Here is a 20,638-nt window from a genome sequence, read left to right on the forward strand (position 1 = left end):
AATGAAAGTACTATGAGCGACGAACAAACTGACGGCACAGAACAAACGAACGGCATCACTGAGCCGGTCCGCATCAAAGCCCATACGTGGCGTCCCGCACTGCTTTGGGTCTTTGCAGGCTTCGCCGTGTTCGCGTACGCCTTCGATCAACTGACCAAACTCTGGGTCACCAGCACCATGGTTGAAGGCGAGCGGATCCCCGTCCTTCCTCCTCTCCTGCACTGGTACTACATCCGAAACTCGGGCGCTGCGTTCTCCATCGGTGAAAACGTCACCTGGGTCTTCACGATCGTCATGGCGGCCGTTTCAGTGGTGATCCTTTTCCAAGTGCGTCGATTGGGGTCAGTCTGGTGGTCCCTGGCACTCGGCCTGCTGCTTGGTGGTGCGCTCGGAAACCTCACGGACCGTCTTTTCCGCGAGCCATCCTTTGCCATGGGCCACGTCGTGGACTTCATCCAGTTGCCCAACTTCGCTATTTTCAACATCGCCGACTCTGCGGTGGTTTCCAGCGTCGTGATTATCTGCCTGCTGACTTTGCGGGGGATCGGGCTCGATGGCTCCCGCCACCACTCCGCCGGTTCGGCGCCGGACAAGTCCGGCACGCCGGAAGGTGAGGATCCGGGCGATGTCTGAGCAATTCGTGGTGCCTGATGAGTTGGGCGGGGCCAGGGCCGACGCAGGCTTGGCGAAACTGATGGATATCTCCCGCTCCGCGGCCGCCTTGCTGATCGCCGAGGGCAACGTCACCATCTCGGCAAGCACGCTGGGCAAATCGGCGAAACTCGTTGCCGGGTCCGTGCTGGAAGTCACCGTTCCGGAACGCCGGGATCCCTTGGAAGTCGTGGAGGAAGTCGTGGAAGGCCTGAATATCCTGTTGGACGATGACGACTTTGTCGTCATCGACAAGCCTGTTGGCGTGGCGGCGCACCCGTCCCCAGGTTGGGTCGGCCCTACCGTGGTGGGTGGCCTTGCCGGTGCGGGATACCGGATCTCAACGTCCGGCGCGCCTGAACGTGCCGGCATCGTCCATCGTCTCGACGTCGGAACCTCCGGCGTCATGGTCGTGGCCAAGAGCGAACAGGCTTACACGGTGCTCAAGCGGGCCTTCAAGGAACGCACGGTGGAGAAGGTGTACCACGCAGTGGTCCAGGGCCTGCCGGATCCACTGGAGGGCACCATAGACGCGCCCATCGGGCGCCACCCGGGGCATGATTGGCGTTTCGCGGTGATCGAGGATGGCCGTCCCTCCGTGACGCACTACGAAGTCCTCGAGGCCTATGGCAAGGCGACCCTCGTGGAAATTCACCTTGAGACAGGCAGGACACACCAGATCCGGGTTCATTTCTCGGCCCTCAGGCACCCTTGCGCCGGCGATCTGACCTATGGGGCGGACCCGCGTTTGGCTGCCAACCTGGGTCTTACCCGGCAGTGGCTGCACGCGCGGCGGCTTGGCTTCAACCACCCCCGGACCGGCGAATGGGTGGAAGTCACCAGCGAGTATCCGGCGGATCTGCAGTACGCGCTGGAGCTCCTTGAAAGCGGTAACGCATAGGCGGATCCAAGCTTCGGGCGCGCCTCTCCAACTGCTCGGGCCCTGCCGGTAGACTGTCGTGGTGACTTCCAGCAATGACTCGTTCGTCCATCTGCACACCCACACCGAATACTCCATGCTGGATGGTGCGGCACGTCTTACTGAGTTGTTCGACGAGACCGAGCGGCTGGGCATGCCTGCGCTGGCCACCACGGACCACGGATACCTGTTCGGTGCCTTCGATTTCTGGAAGAAGGCCACGGACAAAGGCATCAAGCCGATCATCGGCGTCGAAGCCTATGTCACGCCGGGCACGGCGCGCGGCGACAAAGAGCGCGTTCGCTGGGGCGACGAGGGCCAGCGCAAGGATGACGTTTCCGGTGGTGGTTCCTACACCCACATGACGTTGTTGAGCTACAACAACGTCGGCATGCGCAATCTGTTCCGGGCATCCTCGATTGCTTCGCTCGACTCGGTGTTCGGCAAATGGCCCCGCTTGGACAGGGAGTTGCTGAACACGTATTCCGAAGGCCTGATCGCCACCACCGGTTGCCCTTCCGGTGAAGTCCAGACCCGCCTTCGGCTCGGGCAGTACCGGGAGGCGCTGGCCGCGGCTTCCGAGTTCCGCGACATCTTCGGTGCGGAAAACTACTTCTGCGAACTGATGGACCATGGCTTGGACATCGAACGGCGGGTCACCGGCGATCTGCTGCGTTTGGCCAAGGAACTGAAGCTGCCGCTTGTGGCCACCAATGACCTCCACTACACGCATGAGCATGACGCGAAGGCGCACGAGGCCCTCTTGGCGATCCAGTCGGGCTCCACGCTGCTCGAGCCCACCTATGACAACGGCGGCTCGCGGTTTGCGTTCTCCGGCAGCGGCTACTACCTGAAGTCACCGCAGGAGATGCGCGAGTTGTTCCGCGACCATCCCGAAGCCTGCGACAACACTTTGCTGATCGCAGAGCGCTGCGAAGTGTCCTTCAACACGGGCGCGAACTACATGCCGCGGTTCCCTTGTCCTCCCGGCGAGGACGAGACATCATGGCTCGTCAAGGAAGTAGCCACGGGGCTCGACTACCGCTACCCGAACGGCGTCCCGGACAAGGTACGGAAGCAAGCCGACTATGAGCTTGAGGTCATCACGTCCATGGGCTTCCCGGGATACTTCCTGGTGGTGGCCGACTTCATCAACTGGGCCAAGAACAACGGAATCAGGGTGGGCCCGGGCCGTGGTTCGGGTGCGGGTTCCATGGTGGCGTATGCCATGCGCATCACCGACCTCGACCCGCTGGAACACGGCCTGATCTTCGAGCGCTTCCTCAACCCGGACCGCGTGTCCATGCCCGACTTCGACGTCGACTTCGATGATCGTCGCCGTTCCGAGGTCATCGACTACGTCACCCGGAAGTACGGCGACGAGCGCGTGGCCATGATTGTCACCTACGGCACCATCAAGACCAAGCAGGCGCTCAAGGACTCCTCCCGTGTGCTCGGCTACCCGTTCAGCATGGGTGAACAGCTCACCAAGGCGTTGCCGCCGGCCGTCATGGCCAAGGACATCCCGCTAGCGGACATCCAGAACCCCGAGGCCAAGCGCTATGGCGAGGCCGGAGACTTCCGCCAGCTCATCAGCACGGACCCGGAGGCCGCCAAGGTCTTCGAGACCGCGCTGGGCATTGAGGGGCTGAAGCGGCAGTGGGGCGTACATGCCGCGGGTGTCATCATGTCTTCGGACCCCATCATCGACGTCATTCCTGTCATGCGACGCATCCAGGACGGCCAGGTCATCACGCAGTTCGATTACCCGACGTCCGAAGGCCTTGGCCTGATCAAGATGGACTTCCTCGGCTTGAGGAACCTGACGATCATTTCCGACGCCCTGGAAAACATCAAGATGAACCGAGGCGTCGACCTCGATCTCGAGCACCTGTCGTTGGACGATCCGGCGTCGTACGAGTTGCTGGCGCGCGGCGACACTTTGGGAGTCTTCCAGCTCGACGGCGGGCCTATGCGGTCGCTGCTCAAGCTCATGAAGCCTGACAACTTCGAAGACATCTCCGCCGTGTTGGCGCTGTACCGGCCGGGTCCCATGGGCGCCAACGCCCACACGGATTACGCCCTGCGTAAGAACAAGATCCAGGAAGTCATCCCGATCCACCCGGAGCTCGAGGAACCGCTCTCCGAAATCCTCGGTGGAACGTATGGCCTGATCGTGTACCAGGAGCAGGTCATGGCCGTGGCCCAGAAGCTGGCCGGCTACTCACTTGGTCAGGCCGATATCCTCCGGCGCGCCATGGGCAAGAAGAAGAAATCCGAACTGGACAAGCAGTTTGCCGGCTTCTCCCAGGGCATGCAGGACAACGGCTATTCCATGGATGCCGTCAAGACCTTGTGGGACATCTTGCTCCCGTTCTCCGACTACGCCTTCAACAAGGCGCACTCCGCCGCGTACGGGGTCATTTCCTACTGGACCGCGTACCTGAAGGCCCACTTCGCTCCCGAATACATGGCCGCCCTGCTCACTTCCGTGGGCGACGACAAGGACAAATCGGCCATCTACCTCAATGAATGCCGGCGCATGGGCATTACGGTCCTGCCGCCGGACGTCAACGAGTCAAGCCTCAACTTCACCCCTGTCGGAACCGACATCCGCTTCGGAATGGGGGCTATCCGCAACGTCGGCGTCAACGTCGTGGAAGCCATGGTGGCGGCCCGGGCGAGCGAGGGCTCCTACACCTCCTTCAAGGACTTCCTCATGAAGGTTCCGGCGGTGGTCTGCAACAAGCGCACCATCGAGTCCCTCATCAAGGCCGGTGCGTTCGACTCCCTCGGCCATCACCGCCGTGCGCTGGCGATGGTGCACGAAGAAGCGATCGATTCGGTCATCACGCTCAAACGAAATGAGGCGATCGGCCAGTTCGATCTCTTCGCCGGATTCGAGGACCAGGAGCCGCAAGCCTCCCTGAGCACGGAGATCCCGGACCTGCCCGAATGGGAGAAGAAAGACAAGCTCGCCTTCGAGCGTGACATGCTCGGACTCTACGTCTCGGACCATCCACTGCAAGGGCTTGAGGGCGTGTTGAGCCAGCACGCCGAGCAGTCGATCACTTCGATCCTGGGAGAAGACGGACCGCACGACGGGGCCATCGTCACCATTGCGGGCATGATCACCTCGCTCAGCCGCAGGATTGCCAAGGCAAGCGGCAACGCCTACGCGCGGGCGGAAATCGAAGACCTGGGCGGTTCCATCGAAGTCATGTTCTTCGGCCAGGTCTACGGCCCCATCGCCTCGGTCCTCGCGGAGGACCTGATCGTGGTGGTCAAGGGCCGCCTGCAGCGGCGCGACGACGGTGCGGTCACCTTGAACTGCATGGAGCTCTCGGTTCCGGACCTGAGCGAAAGCACCAACGGTCCCCTCGTCATCACGATGCCCACCTACAAGGCAACCGAGGCCGTCGTCACTGATCTTCGCGATGTTTTGACCACCCACCGGGGAAACTCCGAGGTCCGGCTCCACCTGCAAGGTGACTCCAAGGTCGAGGTCATGGGCCTGCCCGTGCACCTGCGCGTGAATCCCACTCCGTCGCTTTTCGGTGATCTCAAGGTACTTCTCGGCCCGACCTGCCTGGACAGTTGATGAGCCCAGCTTCCTGAACAGCCGCCGGTGACGCTGGATCTCCTGCCTTAACTAGATCTCATAATCGATCGGAACCGGCTGGCCGTAGGAACCCGAATGGTAAAGCAGGGGAGTATCCTCCTCGCCGACCAGTCCGTCGACAACCTCCACCACTACGATCGCGTTGTTTTCGAAGGACAGGCGCATCTGGATCTTGCCGATCAACCAGCCGGCGACGTTCTTGAGGATGGGGACATCGAAAGGGCCCGGTTCCCAGTGATCGCCCTCAAACCGTTCCTGGGTGCGGGCGAAGCGGTCTGCGAGGGCCTGGTTCTCAAGGCCGAGCATGTGCAGGCCGATATACGTCGAATTCGCCACCGCCGGCCAGGAACTGGAACTGCGGGACATGTTGAACGTGAAGCGTGGCGGCTCGGCCGACAGCGAAGCCACGGACGTCGCCGTGAAGCCGAAAGGCTTACCGTTGAGGTCGGCAGTGATGATGGCCACCCCCGCGGCATGCCGGCGGAACATTTGCTTGAATGTCGCTTCAAAAGCCGAATTGTCCGAGGCCACTTTGCCGATCTCCTGCGTGAGCTAGTGGTAATAACGCTGGTGGATTCAGCGTATTCCGCTGCCCGGCCCGGCGCTTCCTTGTTGAGCCTCCAGAAACGTTTGTTAATGTTTGTGTCATGACGAAGCCAACATCGAACCTTCTCGACTCCGGTCCGACGAGGGACACGGACCCGGGCACGGGTACGGACACGCGTCACCGCAAAAGGTGGCTATGGCTCGCCGTGCCTGCCGCATCGGGAATCGGGCTGGGTCTTGCATGGTGGCTATTGGCTCCCGGCGGCCTCAACGTGGTCTCCGGAAATCCTGCCCTCGCCGATCCCACTACCTCGGCGGGGCGGCTCCCGAGGGACTTGGTCCTGGCCGGGCTTCTGCTGCTTTCCGGCTGCTTCACGGCAGTCCTGCTCGACAGCAAGGTCCGGAAGCCGGGCCAAGGCATCCGCACGTTCCTGGCAGTCCTAGGTGGCGCGGTGGGGGCCTTGGTGGCTTGGCAGGTGGGGTTGCTGGCCGCGCACTGGTGGGGTCCCGCCTCAAGCGGAACCGACGGCTTCTCGTTGCGGTCGGCGACGGCACTCCTGCTGTGGCCGGGAGCGACGGCCCTTGTGACATTCCTCCTGACTCTTTTCAGCTTGATGGGAAAGCAGCAGGAGGCACCGCCGCTCGACCCGTAAAATGATCTGGTGACCATTTCTCCGGAGAATCCTGCCGAAACCGCCGCCCAGTCCCTGGACTTCCGCCGCATTGACTTGCGCGGACGATCCCTGACCCTGGCGGAGCTGCGTGCCGTGGTGCCCCGGGCGAAGCATCAGACCATGGCGGACGCCGAGCAAAAAGTCCTGGATATCATTGCCGCCGTCCGTTCCCGCGGCTTCGAGGCGCTCGGGGAGTTCGCGCTGGCGTTCGACGGCGTGGAGCAGTCCCACCCGCGCGTGCCGGCCGCCGCCCTTGCTGAAGCCCTTGAGAACCTGGATCCGTCAGTCCGCGCGGCCCTAGAGGAATCCATCAGCCGTGCCCGGCGCTTTGCTGACGGCCAACGGCCCGCGAACGTCGATGTGGAACTGGGGGACGGCGCCGTCGTCAGCCAGAACTGGGTGCCGGTGAGCCGAGTGGGACTGTATGTTCCCGGCGGCCTGGCCGTCTACCCGTCGTCGGTGATCATGAACGTCGTTCCGGCGCTGGCTGCCGGGGTCGCCTCGATCGCTTTGGCGTCTCCGCCCCAGAAGGACTTCGGAGGCTTGCCCCACCCCACCATCCTGGCCGCGGCCGCTTTGCTCGGCATTGACGAGGTGTATGCCATCGGAGGGGCCCAGGCGATTGTTTCCTTTGCCTACGGTATCCCCGGGGCTGCCGACGATCAGCCCATCGAGCCCGTGGACGTCGTGACCGGTCCCGGAAACATCTTCGTCGCCACCGCCAAGCGGCTTGTGAAAGGCGTCGTGGGGATCGACTCCGAGGCCGGCACTACCGAGATCGCCATCTTGGCTGATGCTTCCGCCCGTCCGGAGCTCGTGGCTGCGGACCTCATCAGCCAGGCCGAGCACGACCCCAAGGCGGCGTCTGTCCTTATCACCGATTCCGAGGAACTCGCCTCCGCAGTGCAGCGGGAACTAGCGGTGCAGGCAGGAACCACGAAGCACGGTGAGCGAGTCACCACGGCATTGTCGGGCCCACAGTCAGGCGTGGTGCTGGTAGACGATATCGAGCAGGGCATTGCGGTCTGCGATGCGTACGCGGCAGAACATTTGGAAATCATGACGGCGGAAGCGGCCGCGGTGGCCGCAAGGATCCGCAACGCTGGCGCGATTTTTGTAGGGGACTACAGCCCGGTCAGCCTCGGAGACTACTGCGCAGGCTCCAACCACGTTTTGCCCACGAGCGGTACAGCAGCCTTCTCTTCCGGACTGAACGTGACAACATTCCTTCGCGCCGTCCAGGTGATCAACTACGACAAGGCTGCCTTGGAACAAGTCAGCAAACACATCGTGAGCCTCGCCGACGCCGAAGACCTTCCCGGCCACGGCGACGCCGTCAAGATTCGTTTCGCGGGGCCCTAAACCACTACATGTATGGGTAACAACCACTACATATAGTAATTACAGTCTTGTCATTAGGCCTTATGTAGCCGTAAACTGGTGCCGGAAGTCAAACTTCCGGCACCAGTTTGCGTCCCCGGCCGATTCCGCCGTGGGACAGGGGTGCCGGAACCAAACAGGGGAGGCCCAGCGTGTATTGTCCGTTCTGCCGAAACCCCGACTCACGCGTTGTGGACAGTCGAATGGCCGACGACGGCTCAGCCATCCGCCGTCGGCGTCAGTGCCCCGAGTGCGGACGCCGGTTCACCACCGTGGAGACCACAAGCCTTTCTGTCATCAAGCGCTCCGGCGTGGGAGAGCCCTTCAGCCGGATCAAGATCATCAACGGCGTTCGGAAGGCCTGCCAGGGGCGTCCCGTGACTGAGGACGACCTCGCGATGCTGGCCCAGGAAGTCGAGGAAAATATCCGATCTTCCGGTGCGGCTGAAATCGACGCCCACGAGGTCGGCCTGGCCATCCTGGGACCACTCCAGAAACTCGACGAAGTCGCCTACTTGCGATTTGCCAGCGTTTACCAGGCCTTCGAATCGCTTGAGGACTTCGAATCGGCCATTTCGCTGCTCCGCCACGAAGCCGAAAGCGCAGCGGCCGAGAATGCGGCGAAAATCGCCAAGGGCAAGAGCTCCGAGAAGAGCCCCATCTAGCTCCGGTGGTGGCAGCGGAGGGGAAGCCGCAGCCACCACCGGCATCACTTCTATCGTCCGCCCGAGACCGGCAGTACGGCTCCGGTGATGTAACCGGCGTCGTCGGACATCAACCACAACACGGCGGCGGCCACCTCATCAGGTTCTGCGCCCCGGCCCATGGGGATCCCCGGGTTGAGCCGTTCCACACGGTCGGGCATCCCAGCGGCCGCGTGCAATCCCGTGTTGGTGCTTCCGGGCGCCACGGAATTCACCCGGATACCCTGTTTCGCTACTTCGGACGCGAGGCCAACCGTCAGGACGTCAACAGCGCCCTTGCTCGCAGCGTAGTGCGCCCACGTGCCGGGTGAACCCGCTTTGGTCGCGGTCGAGGAAACGTTGACAATGGAGCCGCCCGGGCCGCCGCTCTCGGTGGATAAGCGTCGAACAGCTTCCTGGCAGACGAAGATCAATCCGTTGACGTTGACGTCCATGACGCGGCGGATCGTTTCGCTCGGCACATCAATGAGATTGCCGATGAGGTTGCCCGTGATGCCGGCGTTGTTAACCACCGCGGTGACCCTGCCTAAGGAGGCCGCAGCGTCGAAGAGCGCGATAACCTGCGAGGGGTCGCTGACGTCGGCCTGTACGCTACAGGCCGTTCCGCCATTGGCCTGGATTTCCGCTGCAACGTTCCGTGCGCCGTCGGAGTCCTTGGCGTAGTTGACGACGACGGCGTACCCCGCTGCCGCTGCCCTGAGGGCTATGGCAGCGCCGATGCCCCGGCTCGCGCCCGTGACAATCGCGACGTCGGGCACGCCGTCGCCCATCCGGAAGGTTCCCGTGCTACTTGGCGAGCTTGTGGTGGAGGGCGACGTCAAGCGCGGCCCCCACGATTCCGGCGTCGTTCTTCAGTTCCGCGGTGACGATGCGGGTCCGCAGATTCAGGTGGGGGAAGTATTCGTCCGAACGCTTCGAAATACCGCCACCGATGATGAAGAGTTCCGGGGAGAACAGGAACTCGACGTGGGAAAGATAGCGCTGCAGCAGCACACTGTACTCTTCCCAGCTCAAGCCGTCGCGTTCACGGGCCACGGCGGATGCCTTCGTTTCGGCGTCGTGGCCGTCCACTTCGAGGTGGCCGAGCTCGGCGTTGGGCACGAGGTGCCCGTTGAAGATGAAGGCTGAGCCGATGCCTGTGCCGAGTGTGATGACCAGGACCGTGCCGTCGACGCCTTCGCCCGCGCCGTAGCGGGCTTCAGCGAGTCCGGCTGCGTCGGCGTCGTTGATGACCTCGACGGGACGGTCCAATCGCTTGGTGAGCAGCGAATCAATGTCGGTGTCGAGCCAGGACTTGTCCACGTTGGCGGCGGAGCGGACTACGCCGTGCTGGATGATTCCGGGGAACGTGACTCCCACGGGCGAACCCTTGGCGGGTGCATCTTCGCGGGCCGACAATTCTTCGACGATCTGTGCGATCACTTCGGCGACGGCTTCGGGAGTGGCGGGCTGCGGCGTCGGGATACGAAGGCGGTCCCCGAGCAGCTTGCCCTTTTTGAGATCGACGATGCCGCCCTTGATGCCGGTGCCACCGACGTCGATGCCGATCAGCGGGCCGTTCTTGTGGATCTTCTCATCCTTCTTGGTCAATGCGTTTCCGTTCATGGCAGGAGGGGTGGGCATGTCGCAGCACGAACGGCTGCAGGTGACCTTCCGGCGAGCTTAAGGAAGAGTCAGGATTTCGGCGCCGGTCTCGGTGACCAACAGGGTGTGTTCGAATTGCGCGGTCCGCTTGTGGTCGCGGGTGACTACGGTCCATTCATCGGGCCACATGTCCCACTCGATCGTTCCGAGGGTGAGCATGGGTTCAATCGTAAAGACCATGCCGGCTTCGATGACCGTGTTGTAGGCCGGCGCGGCGTCGTAGTGCGGGATGATCAGGCCCGTGTGGAAGGCCTCGCCGACGCCGTGGCCGGTGAAGTCGCGGACCACGCCGTAGCCGAAACGTTTCGCGTAGGACTGGATAGCCCGGCCGATCACGTTGATTTCGCGGCCCGGCGCTACGGCTTTGATGGCCCGGTTGAGCGACTCCCGGGTACGTTCAACGAGAAGCCGCGACTCGTCGTCGGCGTCTCCCACCAGGAAGGTGTAGTTCGTGTCTCCGTGGACGCCGTTGATGTAGGCCGTGATGTCGATGTTCAGGATGTCGCCGTCCTGGACGACGGTGCTGTCCGGAATGCCATGGCAGATGACCTCGTTGAGCGAGGAGCACAGGGACTTGGGGAAGCCCCGGTAGCCAAGGGTTGACGGGTAGGCGTGGTGGTCCAGGATGAACTCGTGGCCGATCCGGTCCAGCTGGTCCGTCGTGACCCCCGGCTCGATGTGCTTGCCGACCTCGACGATCGCCTGGGCCGCGATTTTGCTGGCGATGCGGATCTTCTCGATGGTTTCCGCCGATTTGACCTCTGAACCGGTGAACTTGGCCGGTCCTGGCTTGCCGACGTACTCCGGGCGCGGGATGGACGCCGGTACCGGCAGCTGTGGGCTGACGGTTCCACGGGTGAGCGTGCCGATGGGTGCGGTCAAAGCGGGAGAAGGCATAGATTGATCATATAAGGGACGCACGAGACGCAAGTAACTGAGTAGCTAAATATCGGCCCGCACGAAGGGCAACCGGCCCCGCCGAGCTTACGGCGGGATTCGCAAAGGAGAAACCGTGGCGGAGTTCTGGTACAACGTTCAGACACACCAAATCGAAGAGGACGCGTTGTCCGACTGGTCCCAGTTGATCGGTCCTTACAAGACCCGCGAGGAAGCCGAGCATGCCCTCGAAAAGGTCAAGGCCCGCAACGAAGCCTGGGACAAGGACGAGGAGGACTGAAGTTGTGTCCTCCTAGAAGGAGTGTTCCGGGCCTGGGAACTGGCCGGACCTGACGTCGTCTGCGTACGCCTTCGCTGCTTCGCTCAGGGTGGTGCGCAGATCCGCATATTGCTTGACGAACTTGGCCATCTTGCCGCCGCGCAGTCCGGCCATGTCCTGCCACACCAGGACCTGTCCCGTGGTTGCGTTGCCTGCGCCGATTCCGATAGTCGGCACGTCAATGGCTGCATCGACGGCGGCCGCGGTTTCCGCGGGAACCATCTCCATGAGTACACAGAACGCTCCGGCATTTGCGAGGGCAACGGCGTCTTCGACGAGGCGCTCGGCGTCATCTCCCCGGCCCTGGACGCGGTAGCCGCCCAGCGAGTGTTCACTCTGGGGCGTGAAGCCGATGTGCGCCATGACGGGAATGCCTGCCTGGACCATGGCCCGCACGGTTCCCGCATAGAACGCGCCGCCTTCGATCTTGACGGCGTGTGCCAGGCCTTCCTTCAGGAAGCGCACGCCTGTTGCCACTGCCTGTTCCGGAGACACTTCGTAGCTGCCGAAGGGAAGATCGGCCACAACCAAGGCACGCTTGGCGGATCGGGCCACTGCGCGACACAAGGGGAGGAGTTCGTCGACGGTCACCGGGAGGCTGGTTTCGTTCCCGAAGACGTTGTTGGAGGCCGAATCGCCGATCAGCAACACCTCGATGCCGGCCTGGTCGAAAATTTCAGCCGTGTATTGCTCGTAGGCGGTCAACATCGCAAAGCGCTCACCCTTGGCCTTGGCCTGTTGCAGGTGATGGGTGCGGATCCGGGCGGCGGGCTTCGGCGTTGAAGCAACCGCTGAAGCCCCGGAACCTGCAGCGGCAGGTCCGGTTCCGTAAGGCGCAGGAATTTCGGCGGGCATGCTGGAATCGGAACTGTTGCTTGGGGCCATGAATAGAGCGTATGCGGTACCGGCCGTCCTAGCCACCGGCGCATGAGGAGCCTCACATTTGTAAACGCTGTGTTACGCGAACCGGGGGTGCAGCCAATCCGGGCCAATGCTTAGTAGAGTGAATGCTGAGTTGTCGTCGGCTTCGTACCCCGAACCCGCGGCATGGACATTAACCCGGAAATGAGGCCCCATGGACCGCCAGCAAGAGTTCGTTCTGCGAACTATCGAAGAGCGTGATGTGCGCTTCGTACGCTTGTGGTTTACCGACGTCGTCGGTTCCCTGAAATCGGTGGCGCTTGCGCCGGCGGAAGTGGAAGGCGCCTTCGAAGAAGGTCTGGGTTTCGATGGCTCGGCTATCGAGGGCCTCGCAAGGGTGTTCGAATCCGACATGCTGGCCCAGCCGGACCCCTCCACGTTCCAGATCCTCCCGTGGCGCGGTGAAACGGAGCAGACCTCCAGGATGTTCTGCGACATCCTGACCCCCGACGGCGAGCCGTCGGCCGCCGACCCCCGCAACGTGCTCAAGCGCACCCTCGCCAAGGCCGCTGACATGGGTTTCACTTGCTACACACATCCTGAAATCGAGTTCTACCTCCTCAAGTCCCAGGACCTCGACGCCAACGGCGTTCCTGTACCGGTTGACGAGGGCGGCTACTTCGATCACGTGCCCGGCGGCGTGGCACAGGACTTCCGTCGTACGGCCGTCACCATGCTTGAATCCGTGGGCATCTCCGTGGAGTTCAGCCACCACGAAGGCGGACCCGGCCAGAACGAGATTGATCTCCGGTACGCGGACGCGCTCCAGACGGCCGACAACATCATGACCTTCCGCACGGTCATCAAGGAAGTGGCCCTGCAGCAGGGCACCTACGCCACGTTCATGCCCAAGCCCTTCACGGACCACCCGGGCTCAGGCATGCACACGCACTTCTCGCTGTTCGAGGGCGACACCAATGCCTTCTACGAGGCCGGCGCGGAATTCCAGTTGTCCAAGACCGCGCGCCAGTTCATTGCCGGTATCCTGCACCACGCGCCGGAATTCACCGCAGTCACCAACCAGTTCGTCAATTCGTACAAGCGCCTCTGGGGCGGCGGCGAAGCGCCGAGCTACCTGAGTTGGGGCCACAACAACCGCTCCGCCCTGGTTCGTGTGCCGCTCTACAAGCCGGGCAAGGGCCAGTCCGCGCGGATCGAATACCGCGGGATTGACTCCGCCACCAACCCGTACCTCGCCTACGCCGTATTGCTGGGTGCCGGGCTCAAAGGCATCGAGGAGGGTTACGATCTTCCGGCCGCCGCGGAAGACGATGTTTGGTCGCTGACCACGGCCGAGCGCAAGGCGATGGGTCACACTCCGCTTCCGGCCAGCCTCCACGATGCCATCCGCGCCATGGAGGATTCGGAACTCGTAGCAGACATCCTCGGCGAACAGGTCTTTGACCACTTCCTGCGCAACAAGCGTGCGGAATGGCAGGACTACCGGCTCCAGGTCACGCCTTACGAGCTCAAGCGCAATCTCGGCATTCTCTAGGCTGTGAGTGTGAGCCTGGCCCGCCGGCTCATCTCGGCCGGTTTCAGCGATCTTGAAAAGGGTGAACGGTTCCTTGCCGCGCGTGAACTCGACGGCATCGAGCAGGAGACGATCTTTGCCGGCCTGCACCTGAGCGCCAACCCGGACACCGCGCTCCAGTCGCTCGTCCGTTTGATTGAGAAGCATCCCTCACTCAGGCAGCTCGCGGGGGAGCACCCGGATCGCAGCGAGCCGCTTTACCGCTTGCTGGGGGCCTCCGAGGCCTTGGGGGAGTTCCTGATCAGGCATCCGGAACACCTGGACGTCTTTGATGTCCGCGTCAGCCCGGAGCCCTTGTCCGCCGACCCCCGTGAGCTTCGGACGAAGCTGCTCCGATCGGTGAAGGCGGACCCCAGCTCTCCACGTCCCGTTGCAGCGATGACGGGGGCCAGTGCCTACACCGCCCTCCGGACGGCTTACCGGCGCGGGCTGACCGAACTGGCCATTAAGGATCTCTGCGCCGCCAGTCCCCAGGACTTCATGCCGGCCGTCGGCGCCGAATTGGCCGACCTCGCCGGTGCGGCGATAGAGGCGGCACTGGCGGTTGCCAGGGCAGAAGCCGCGGCGACTTTCGATCCTGCCGATATTGCCGGCGTCGGGCTGGCCGTCATCGGCATGGGCAAGTGCGGGGCCCGGGAGCTCAACTACATTTCCGACGTCGACGTCATCTACGTGATCGAGGCGCCGGACCTGGAGGACGCCAAGGCTGCGACCATCGGTACAGCCTTGGCGACCGGAATCTCCCGTGCCATTTCGTCCACGGGATCCGAACCCGGGCTGTGGGAGGTCGACGCGAACCTGCGGCCCGAGGGGAAATCGGGTCCCCTCGTCAGGACGTTGCCCTCACACTTGAGCTACTACGCGAAGTGGGCTGAAAGCTGGGAGTTCCAGGCACTCCTCAAGGCGCGGACCATCGCGGGAGACAAGGATCTGGGTTCGCGTTACGAGCAGGCCGTCCAACCGCTCGTGTGGGCTTCGGCCGGCCGGGAAGGATTCGTGGAATCGGTGCAGGCGATGCGCCGCAGGGTGACGAACAACATCGCTCCGGCGGAAGAACAGCGCCAGATCAAACTCGGTCCCGGCGGCCTGCGCGATGTCGAGTTCACGGTGCAGCTCCTGCAACTCGTCCACGGAAAGTCCGATGAAACACTCCGGTGCCGGGACACGACGTCGGCGATATCCGCGCTTTCCGCGGGTGGCTACATCGGCCGTGTGGACGCCGCTGCCTTCGACGCCGCCTACCGCTATCTGCGGGTTCTTGAGCACCGCATCCAGTTGTTCCAGATGCGCCGTACCCACCTCATGCCTACGAGCCAGGAGTCTTTGCGGTTCCTCGCAAAGGCCGTCCTGGGGCCCTTTTCAACGGGCAGGCCGCATCCGGACGCCCTGATCGAAACCTGGCAGAAGACCAAACGCTCCGTTCGCGAACTGCACGATCGGATCTTCTACCGGCCGCTGCTCAACACTGCCGCGAAGCTGAGCACCGAAGACGCCCGGCTCACTCCGGAGGCCGCCCAAGGCCGGCTTGCAGCACTCGGTTACCGTGACCCGCAAGGGGCCATGCGCCACATCGAGGCCCTCACCGCGGGGGTCAGCCGCCGCGCCGCGCTGCAGCGGCAACTGCTTCCCATCCTTCTCGGCTGGCTCGCCGAAGGTGTAGACCCCGACGCCGGACTGCTCGCCTTCCGCCGCGTCAGCGAAACCCTCGGAACGACCCATTGGTATCTCGGGATGCTCCGGGACTCGCAAGCGGCGGCCGAGCGGCTTTGCCACGTGCTCTCCAACTCGCGGTTGATCGCCGATCTCCTGGAGGTTTCCCCGGAATCCGTTGCGTGGCTTGGTGCCGACAAGGAACTCATGCCGCTTAGCTTCGAAGCGCAGTGGCAGGAAATCCAGTCCAAGATGTCGCGCCACGCCGATCCCGCGAACGCGATGCGGCTCATCCGGCTCATCCGGCGCCGGGAAATCCTCCGGATCGCCATCGCAGACAGCTCAGGCCTCCTGGAACAAGATGCGGTGGGCGCGGCATTGGCCGATGCCGACCGGGCCGCGGTTCTGGGCGCCTTGCACGTCGCCGAGGCCATCGTGGGTTCCGATGGACCCCTCAAGACTCAGGTGTTGGTGGTTGCCATGGGTAGGCAAGGCGGACGCGAGATCGGCTACGGCTCCGACGCCGACGTCATGTACGTCCATCGCGCTCTTCCCGGGGCGAGTGAATCCGAAGCCCAGCAACAAGCACTTGCCATCGTGGGGCACATTTCCACCTTGCTGACCCAACCCCTCAAACCGGCCATCCAGGCGGAGCGGGTCCTTAGTGTCGACGCCGATCTGCGTCCCGAGGGGAAGAGCGGGGCCATGGTCCGTTCCCTCGAGTCATACGCGGAATACTACCGGCGGTGGTCCCTCATCTGGGAAGCCCAGGCGCTGTTGCGGGCCCAGCCAATGGCCGGCAACGACGATTTGGCCGCGGAGTTCCTCCGGCTCATCAACCCGATCCGTTACCCGGAATCGCTCGCGGAGACAGATGTACGTGAGATCCGACGCGTCAAGGCACGCGTCGAGTCCGAACGGCTCCCGAGAAACGCCGATCCGGCCAGGCATGTAAAGCTCGGCAGGGGCGGACTCAGTGACGTCGAATGGCTTGTGCAGCTGCTCCAGCTCCAACACGCAGGGAAGCATCCGCAACTCCGGACGACTTCCACGCTGCAGGCCCTCGACGCGATTGAGTCGTTGGGCTTGATCGACAGGAGCGACATCGTGTTGCTTCGCGAAGCCTGGCGGCTCGCGAGCCGCATCCGCTCGGCGAATGTGATTTGCACCGGGCGCGCCTCCGATGTCCTCCCTGCCTCCCGCAGGGATCTCGAGGCCGTTGCCAGATGGTGTGGTTACGCTCCTGGGCAAGCCTCGGTGTTCGAGGAAGATTATCTGCGCCTGAGCCGGCGGACCCGGGCCGTGTTTGAGAAGGACTTCTACGGCCAGTGAGCTCGATTCCAGCCGTCCCTGCGGAGGGCGGAGGGCGCTAAGCTCGAAGGATGCTGGAAACCGTGTGGCTCATTCCTTTGAAGGATCTCGACGACGATGCCCGCGCCATCACGCTCGGCGACGTCGCAGTGATGGAATTGGCCGCGGGGCAGGAAGACTTTGTCGGGGACCCGTTCAAGATGATGCTCATGGGCCTCGAAGATGAAAGCCGCCTGCCGTACGTGATCGAAGCGGCCGGTGCCGCCGTCGGAGTATTCACCCTGCAGGCCGGTGCCGCGACCTTGGCGGGATGGCCCGACGACGATTCGGCCTGGCTCCTGCGTGGCTTCCTGATCGACCAGACGCGCCAAGGGAGGGGCCTGGGCTCCCTGTCGGCTGCCGCTGCTGCCCGGGAAGCGAAGAAGCTGACAGCGAGGCTGGGCGGCGGGCAGACCGGCGTCGTACTTTCAGTCAACGAACGCAATCCCGCCGCCAAAGCCGCGTACGCAAAGGCGGGTTTTCTCCAGACAGGCAGATACCTGGGTGGTTCCGCCGGTCCGCAATGGACGATGTACCGGGGTTTCGGCGACTAAGCCGTAACTAGGGCTCGACGAGCGTCAGGATGGTCTCCGGGCGCACGCCATCGAATTTCATCGCCTCGGCCGCCGCTTCGGACTCCATCATTCGCTGGAACGTTTCCATATCCGGGACTTCGACTATCAAACCAACGCGGTTGGTTTTTCCCGGGTCGACGAACGTTCGAACAGTGAAGCCCAGGGGCCCGAAGAGTTCTTCCCGTTTGGGTGAGCTGAGCCAGTGCTCAACGTCATCGACCTCATGGAAGATCATCAAGGTTGTCATCGTATGCCTCCGCTTTGAGTAGTTGCGTCAGGAGCCGGAAGGGATGAGGACTCTCTTGAGCATCCTGATCACGCTGAACGTACCACGACGTCCACGGCGGCGACAGGGCACGGACGCTCGCTCACTTATATGGGCGTTTGGCGGGACGCTCGCCCACTTATATCGGTGCTTGGCGGGACGCTCGCTCACTTGCGCCGTCCATCTGGTCAACGCTCCTGCAGTCATGACTTCAAGGTGGGCAGGTTACCTATTTTTTGTGAGCGGGGGATTGGGGGAGAACCGTTATATGTGAGCGGGGGTTCAGGAAGAGCGGCTATATGTGAGCGAGGGTCAGGCGGGGAAGGTGGGTCTTGGCCGATTGGGATAATAAGCTTACTTACAGTAAGGTTGCTGAGGTTTGCACAGCGATAAAGGCAATCATCAGAATGTTTACGACTGAAACGGAAGGTACATCATGAATGTCATCCTCGGAATCGTCGCGGTCATCGCGATCGTTTTCTTTATCATTGGCGGAACTGTCAAGGCCCTGGGATTCCTTCTTTGGATCGCCCCGATACTGATAGTCTTGGCGATTATCGTCTTCCTCTTCAGGTTGATTAGCGGGCGCCGGCGGGTGTAGGAAAAATCGGGGGTCCGGCCCCGGCGATCCCGGGCCTTTACCAAAGAACGGCTGTGTCTTATCGGACACAGCCGTTCTTTTTTGTGGACTCGAGTCAGGGACGTTAAAAGGAAAAGGGCCACAGTTCACAAAATGAACCGTGGCCCTTCATTTGCCTCGTGCGGTGTTGCTAGACGCCGTAGTAGAGCTCGAACTCGTAGGGGTTCGGGCGCAGCGACAGCGGACGAATCTCGTACTCGTACTTGTACTCGATCCAGGTGTCGATCAGGTCCTGGGTGAAGACGCCGCCGGCCTGCAGGAACTCGTTGTCCTCGCGCAGTGCCTCGAGGGCTTCCTCAAGGGAGCCCGGAGCCTTGGGGATGTCCTTGGCTTCCTCGGCGGGCAGTTCGTACAGGTCCTTGTCGATCGGAGCCGGGGGCTCGATGCGGTTGCGGATGCCGTCGATGCCAGCCATGAGCTGGGCGGAGAACGCCAGGTACGGGTTGGACGCGGCGTCCGGAGCGCGGAACTCGATGCGCTTGGCCTTCGGGTTGGAGCCTGTGATCGGGATGCGGATGCCGGCGGAGCGGTTGCCCTGCGAGTACACCATGTTGACCGGAGCTTCGAAGCCCTTGACCAGACGGCGGTAGGAGTTGACCGTGGGGTTGGTGAAGGCGAGCACAGCAGAGGAGTGCTTCAACAGGCCGCCGATGTACCAGCGTGCGGTGTCGGACAGTCCGGCGTAGCCCTTCTCGTCGTAGAACAGCGGGTCGCCGTTGCTCCAGAGGGACTGGTGGCAGTGCATGCCCGAGCCGTTGTCACCGAAAATCGGCTTCGGCATGAAGGTTACGGACTTGCCGTACTCCCACGCGGTGTTCTTGATGACGTACTTGAACTTCTGCAGGTCGTCGGCAGCGTGCACCAGAGTGGTGAACTTGTAGTTGATCTCAGCCTGGCCAGCGGCGCCGACTTCGTGGTGCGAGCGCTCGACTTCGAGGCCTGCTTCGTCCAGGGCGAGGCACATGGCGTCGCGGAGGTCAGCCTGGTGGTCAACCGGCGATACCGGGAAGTAACCGCCCTTGAAGGGGGTCTTGTAACCGAGGTTTCCGCCTTCTTCTTCGCGGCTCGTGTTCCAAGGGGCTTCAATCGAGTCGACCTTGTAGAAGGAACCCTGCGGGGAGGATTCGAACTGGACGTTGTCGAAGACGTAGAACTCGGCTTCGGGAGCAAAGAATGCCGTGTCCGCAATGCCGGTGGAGGCCAGGTAAGCCTCGGCCTTTTCGGCAACGCCGCGGGGGTCGCGGTGGTACGGGTCGCCAGTGCGCGGGTTCACGATGGAGAAGTTCAGCGCGAGGGTCTTCTCGATGCGGAAGGCGTCGATGAAGGCCGTGGTTACGTCCGGGATGAGCTGCATGTCGGACTCGGCGATGCCCTGGAAACCGCGGATGGAAGATCCGTCAAAGAGCTGGCCGTTGACAAAGAAGTCAGCGTCAACGCTCTTGGCCGGCACATTGAAGTGCTGCTGGACGCCCGGAAGATCGGTGAAGCGGATATCGACGAATTTAACATCTTCGTCTTTGATGAACTTGAGGACTTCGTCCGCAGTCTTGAACATCTATGCTCCTAACGCATAACAGGTAACAGGCCCCTCGGGCCGTCTGGTCCAGCGCAAACCGAAAGCAGGGAAACAAAAAAGTATCCCTGATGCGGCGGCTAGCAACTTCTCCAACCATAGGGAAATGGGATTTCCCCGGAGTGTCGGTATTGTTTCGAGCAGGTTACAGAACTGCCTGCCGTGTAAACGCTACTGGTCTACTGCAGTGCCAGTCTATGTCTTACGCCTGTGTGTCTGTTTCCTTGTGGACACTGTGAACGATCCACCACCCGCGACCGCCGCCGCCAACCATCCCTTGGTGAAGCCGTAAGCTTGAAGCGTGGTTGATCGTAAAGATATTGGTTCATGGCTCACAGGGCCGGACACGTCCGGAATCTCCAAGTACCCGGGAGCACGGCTCGGCCTGCCGGAGTCCGGCCCCGGCTCGATGGCCCGGGCCGGCCGTCGCATCCTGGCAATCTGCATTGACTGGGTCATTGCCCTGGTGATCAGCAACTTTGCCTTCGGGGGCAACCAGTGGGCGACGCTTGCCGTGTTTGCCGTGGAGCAGATCCTTCTCATCGGCACGCTGGGCTATAGCATCGGACACCGGGTTGCCGGCATCCACGTAGTACGGCTCGGGGGAGCACAGGCAGGACCCCTGGCTGCCTTGGCCAGGACGATCCTCCTGTGCCTGGTGATTCCCGCGGTTGTTTTCGATCCCGACCAGCGCGGACTCCATGACAGAGCCATGAACACAATCCTCATTCGGATGTAACTTTCTACGCAGACAAAAAAGCCGCCCGCTCCCGG

19 protein-coding genes are annotated in these 20,638 nt (G+C 62.6%); 11 read left to right on the forward strand and 8 right to left on the reverse strand.

Annotated features, from left to right (window positions below; translation table 11 throughout):
• Positions 1-12: 12 nt before the first annotated feature.
• From lspA to dnaE, 3 genes are all read left to right on the forward strand, one after another.
• On the forward strand, positions 13-633 hold the full coding sequence (gene lspA, locus AC4CS3_RS21025; protein ID WP_490785063.1) for a signal peptidase II: 621 nt from the start codon (positions 13-15) through the stop codon (positions 631-633).
• A complete protein-coding gene (locus AC4CS3_RS21030) occupies positions 626-1,552 on the forward strand; it encodes an RluA family pseudouridine synthase (protein WP_437773214.1) in 927 nt (308 codons plus the stop codon). The genes lspA and AC4CS3_RS21030 overlap by 8 nt, the downstream gene beginning before the upstream one ends.
• A gap of 61 nt (positions 1,553-1,613) precedes the next feature.
• Positions 1,614-5,171 carry a DNA polymerase III subunit alpha gene (dnaE, locus tag AC4CS3_RS21035; protein WP_490785064.1) on the forward strand — a complete coding sequence of 1,186 codons (3,558 nt, stop codon included), beginning with the start codon at positions 1,614-1,616 and terminating at the stop codon, positions 5,169-5,171.
• Between the two features lie 51 nt (positions 5,172-5,222).
• On the opposite strand, the gene AC4CS3_RS21040 is transcribed toward dnaE, so the two are convergent.
• Positions 5,223-5,681: a flavin reductase family protein gene (locus tag AC4CS3_RS21040; protein WP_441414828.1), complete on the reverse strand. Its 459-nt coding sequence runs from the start codon at positions 5,679-5,681 to the stop codon at positions 5,223-5,225.
• A 158-nt stretch (positions 5,682-5,839) separates the two neighbouring features.
• On the opposite strand from AC4CS3_RS21040, the gene AC4CS3_RS21045 reads away from it, so the two are divergent.
• The 3 genes from AC4CS3_RS21045 (at position 5,840) to nrdR (ending at position 8,457) form a co-directional block, all read left to right on the forward strand.
• A complete protein-coding gene (locus AC4CS3_RS21045) occupies positions 5,840-6,391 on the forward strand; it encodes a hypothetical protein (RefSeq protein ID WP_490785065.1) in 552 nt (183 codons plus the stop codon).
• 9 nt (positions 6,392-6,400) lie between these two features.
• On the forward strand, positions 6,401-7,774 hold the full coding sequence (gene hisD, locus AC4CS3_RS21050; protein ID WP_490785066.1) for a histidinol dehydrogenase: 1,374 nt from the start codon (positions 6,401-6,403) through the stop codon (positions 7,772-7,774).
• 170 nt (positions 7,775-7,944) lie between these two features.
• Entirely contained in the window at positions 7,945-8,457 is a 513-nt protein-coding gene (gene nrdR, locus AC4CS3_RS21055; protein ID WP_234753861.1) for a transcriptional regulator NrdR, read from the forward strand.
• A gap of 50 nt (positions 8,458-8,507) precedes the next feature.
• Here the strand turns inward: nrdR and AC4CS3_RS21060 are convergent, their stop codons facing one another.
• The 3 genes from AC4CS3_RS21060 to map form a co-directional block, all read right to left on the reverse strand.
• Positions 8,508-9,266: an SDR family oxidoreductase gene (locus tag AC4CS3_RS21060; protein ID WP_490785067.1), complete on the reverse strand. Its 759-nt coding sequence runs from the start codon at positions 9,264-9,266 to the stop codon at positions 8,508-8,510.
• Positions 9,267-9,282: 16 nt separating this feature from the next.
• The gene (gene ppgK / locus AC4CS3_RS21065) at positions 9,283-10,086 is read right to left on the reverse strand and encodes a polyphosphate--glucose phosphotransferase (RefSeq protein WP_272909619.1); all 804 of its coding nucleotides are present in this window, start codon (positions 10,084-10,086) and stop codon (positions 9,283-9,285) included.
• A 72-nt stretch (positions 10,087-10,158) separates the two neighbouring features.
• A complete protein-coding gene (gene map / locus AC4CS3_RS21070; RefSeq protein WP_490785068.1) occupies positions 10,159-11,037 on the reverse strand; it encodes a type I methionyl aminopeptidase in 879 nt (292 codons plus the stop codon).
• A 115-nt stretch (positions 11,038-11,152) separates the two neighbouring features.
• Between map and AC4CS3_RS21075 the strand changes: the two genes are divergently transcribed.
• Positions 11,153-11,317, forward strand: a complete 165-nt coding sequence (locus tag AC4CS3_RS21075) for an SPOR domain-containing protein (protein ID WP_345446838.1) — start codon at positions 11,153-11,155, stop codon at positions 11,315-11,317.
• A 12-nt stretch (positions 11,318-11,329) separates the two neighbouring features.
• On the opposite strand, the gene panB is transcribed toward AC4CS3_RS21075, so the two are convergent.
• Complete coding sequence (gene panB, locus AC4CS3_RS21080; protein WP_490785069.1) at positions 11,330-12,241, reverse strand: 3-methyl-2-oxobutanoate hydroxymethyltransferase; 912 nt, start codon at positions 12,239-12,241, stop codon at positions 11,330-11,332.
• A 190-nt stretch (positions 12,242-12,431) separates the two neighbouring features.
• Here panB and AC4CS3_RS21085 point away from each other — a divergent pair, with 190 nt between their 5' ends.
• The 3 genes from AC4CS3_RS21085 to AC4CS3_RS21095 are packed head-to-tail and all read left to right on the forward strand — an operon-like array spanning position 12,432 to position 17,365.
• A complete protein-coding gene (locus AC4CS3_RS21085; protein ID WP_234753871.1) occupies positions 12,432-13,772 on the forward strand; it encodes a glutamine synthetase family protein in 1,341 nt (446 codons plus the stop codon).
• A gap of 9 nt (positions 13,773-13,781) precedes the next feature.
• Positions 13,782-16,793, forward strand: a complete 3,012-nt coding sequence (locus AC4CS3_RS21090) for a bifunctional [glutamine synthetase] adenylyltransferase/[glutamine synthetase]-adenylyl-L-tyrosine phosphorylase (protein WP_490785070.1) — start codon at positions 13,782-13,784, stop codon at positions 16,791-16,793.
• A gap of 50 nt (positions 16,794-16,843) precedes the next feature.
• On the forward strand, positions 16,844-17,365 hold the full coding sequence (locus tag AC4CS3_RS21095; RefSeq protein WP_490785071.1) for a GNAT family N-acetyltransferase: 522 nt from the start codon (positions 16,844-16,846) through the stop codon (positions 17,363-17,365).
• Positions 17,366-17,372: 7 nt separating this feature from the next.
• Here the strand turns inward: AC4CS3_RS21095 and AC4CS3_RS21100 are convergent, their stop codons facing one another.
• The 3 genes from AC4CS3_RS21100 to glnA all read right to left on the reverse strand — a co-directional run bounded on the left by AC4CS3_RS21100 (position 17,373) and on the right by glnA (position 19,846).
• Positions 17,373-17,633 carry a hypothetical protein gene (locus AC4CS3_RS21100; protein ID WP_490785072.1) on the reverse strand — a complete coding sequence of 87 codons (261 nt, stop codon included), beginning with the start codon at positions 17,631-17,633 and terminating at the stop codon, positions 17,373-17,375.
• Between the two features lie 376 nt (positions 17,634-18,009).
• The gene (locus tag AC4CS3_RS21105; protein ID WP_490785073.1) at positions 18,010-18,321 is read right to left on the reverse strand and encodes a hypothetical protein; all 312 of its coding nucleotides are present in this window, start codon (positions 18,319-18,321) and stop codon (positions 18,010-18,012) included.
• 100 nt (positions 18,322-18,421) lie between these two features.
• Positions 18,422-19,846, reverse strand: coding sequence for a type I glutamate--ammonia ligase (gene glnA, locus AC4CS3_RS21110; RefSeq protein ID WP_234753877.1), 1,425 nt, complete (start codon positions 19,844-19,846; stop codon positions 18,422-18,424).
• A gap of 319 nt (positions 19,847-20,165) precedes the next feature.
• On the opposite strand from glnA, the gene AC4CS3_RS21115 reads away from it, so the two are divergent.
• Entirely contained in the window at positions 20,166-20,603 is a 438-nt protein-coding gene (locus tag AC4CS3_RS21115; RefSeq protein ID WP_490785074.1) for an RDD family protein, read from the forward strand.
• Positions 20,604-20,638: the final 35 nt, after the last annotated feature.

This window comes from Arthrobacter sp. SE2 (assembly GCF_058244265.1).

Excerpts from the sequence above, each read along its gene's own strand:
- AC4CS3_RS21040 (WP_441414828.1), bottom strand. The coding sequence starts at position 5,681 with ATGTTCCGCCGGCATGCCGCGGGGGTGGCCATCATCACTGCCGACCTC.
- map (WP_490785068.1), bottom strand. The coding sequence starts at position 11,037 with ATGCCTTCTCCCGCTTTGACCGCACCCATCGGCACGCTCACCCGTGGA.
- AC4CS3_RS21060 (WP_490785067.1), bottom strand. The coding sequence starts at position 9,266 with ATGGGCGACGGCGTGCCCGACGTCGCGATTGTCACGGGCGCGAGCCGG.
- glnA (WP_234753877.1), bottom strand. The coding sequence starts at position 19,846 with ATGTTCAAGACTGCGGACGAAGTCCTCAAGTTCATCAAAGACGAAGAT.
- AC4CS3_RS21085 (WP_234753871.1), top strand. The coding sequence starts at position 12,432 with ATGGACCGCCAGCAAGAGTTCGTTCTGCGAACTATCGAAGAGCGTGAT.
- AC4CS3_RS21100 (WP_490785072.1), bottom strand. The coding sequence starts at position 17,633 with ATGACAACCTTGATGATCTTCCATGAGGTCGATGACGTTGAGCACTGG.
- lspA (WP_490785063.1), top strand. The coding sequence starts at position 13 with ATGAGCGACGAACAAACTGACGGCACAGAACAAACGAACGGCATCACT.
- AC4CS3_RS21030 (WP_437773214.1), top strand. The coding sequence starts at position 626 with ATGTCTGAGCAATTCGTGGTGCCTGATGAGTTGGGCGGGGCCAGGGCC.
- AC4CS3_RS21095 (WP_490785071.1), top strand. The coding sequence starts at position 16,844 with ATGCTGGAAACCGTGTGGCTCATTCCTTTGAAGGATCTCGACGACGAT.
- panB (WP_490785069.1), bottom strand. The coding sequence starts at position 12,241 with ATGGCCCCAAGCAACAGTTCCGATTCCAGCATGCCCGCCGAAATTCCT.
- AC4CS3_RS21045 (WP_490785065.1), top strand. The coding sequence starts at position 5,840 with ATGACGAAGCCAACATCGAACCTTCTCGACTCCGGTCCGACGAGGGAC.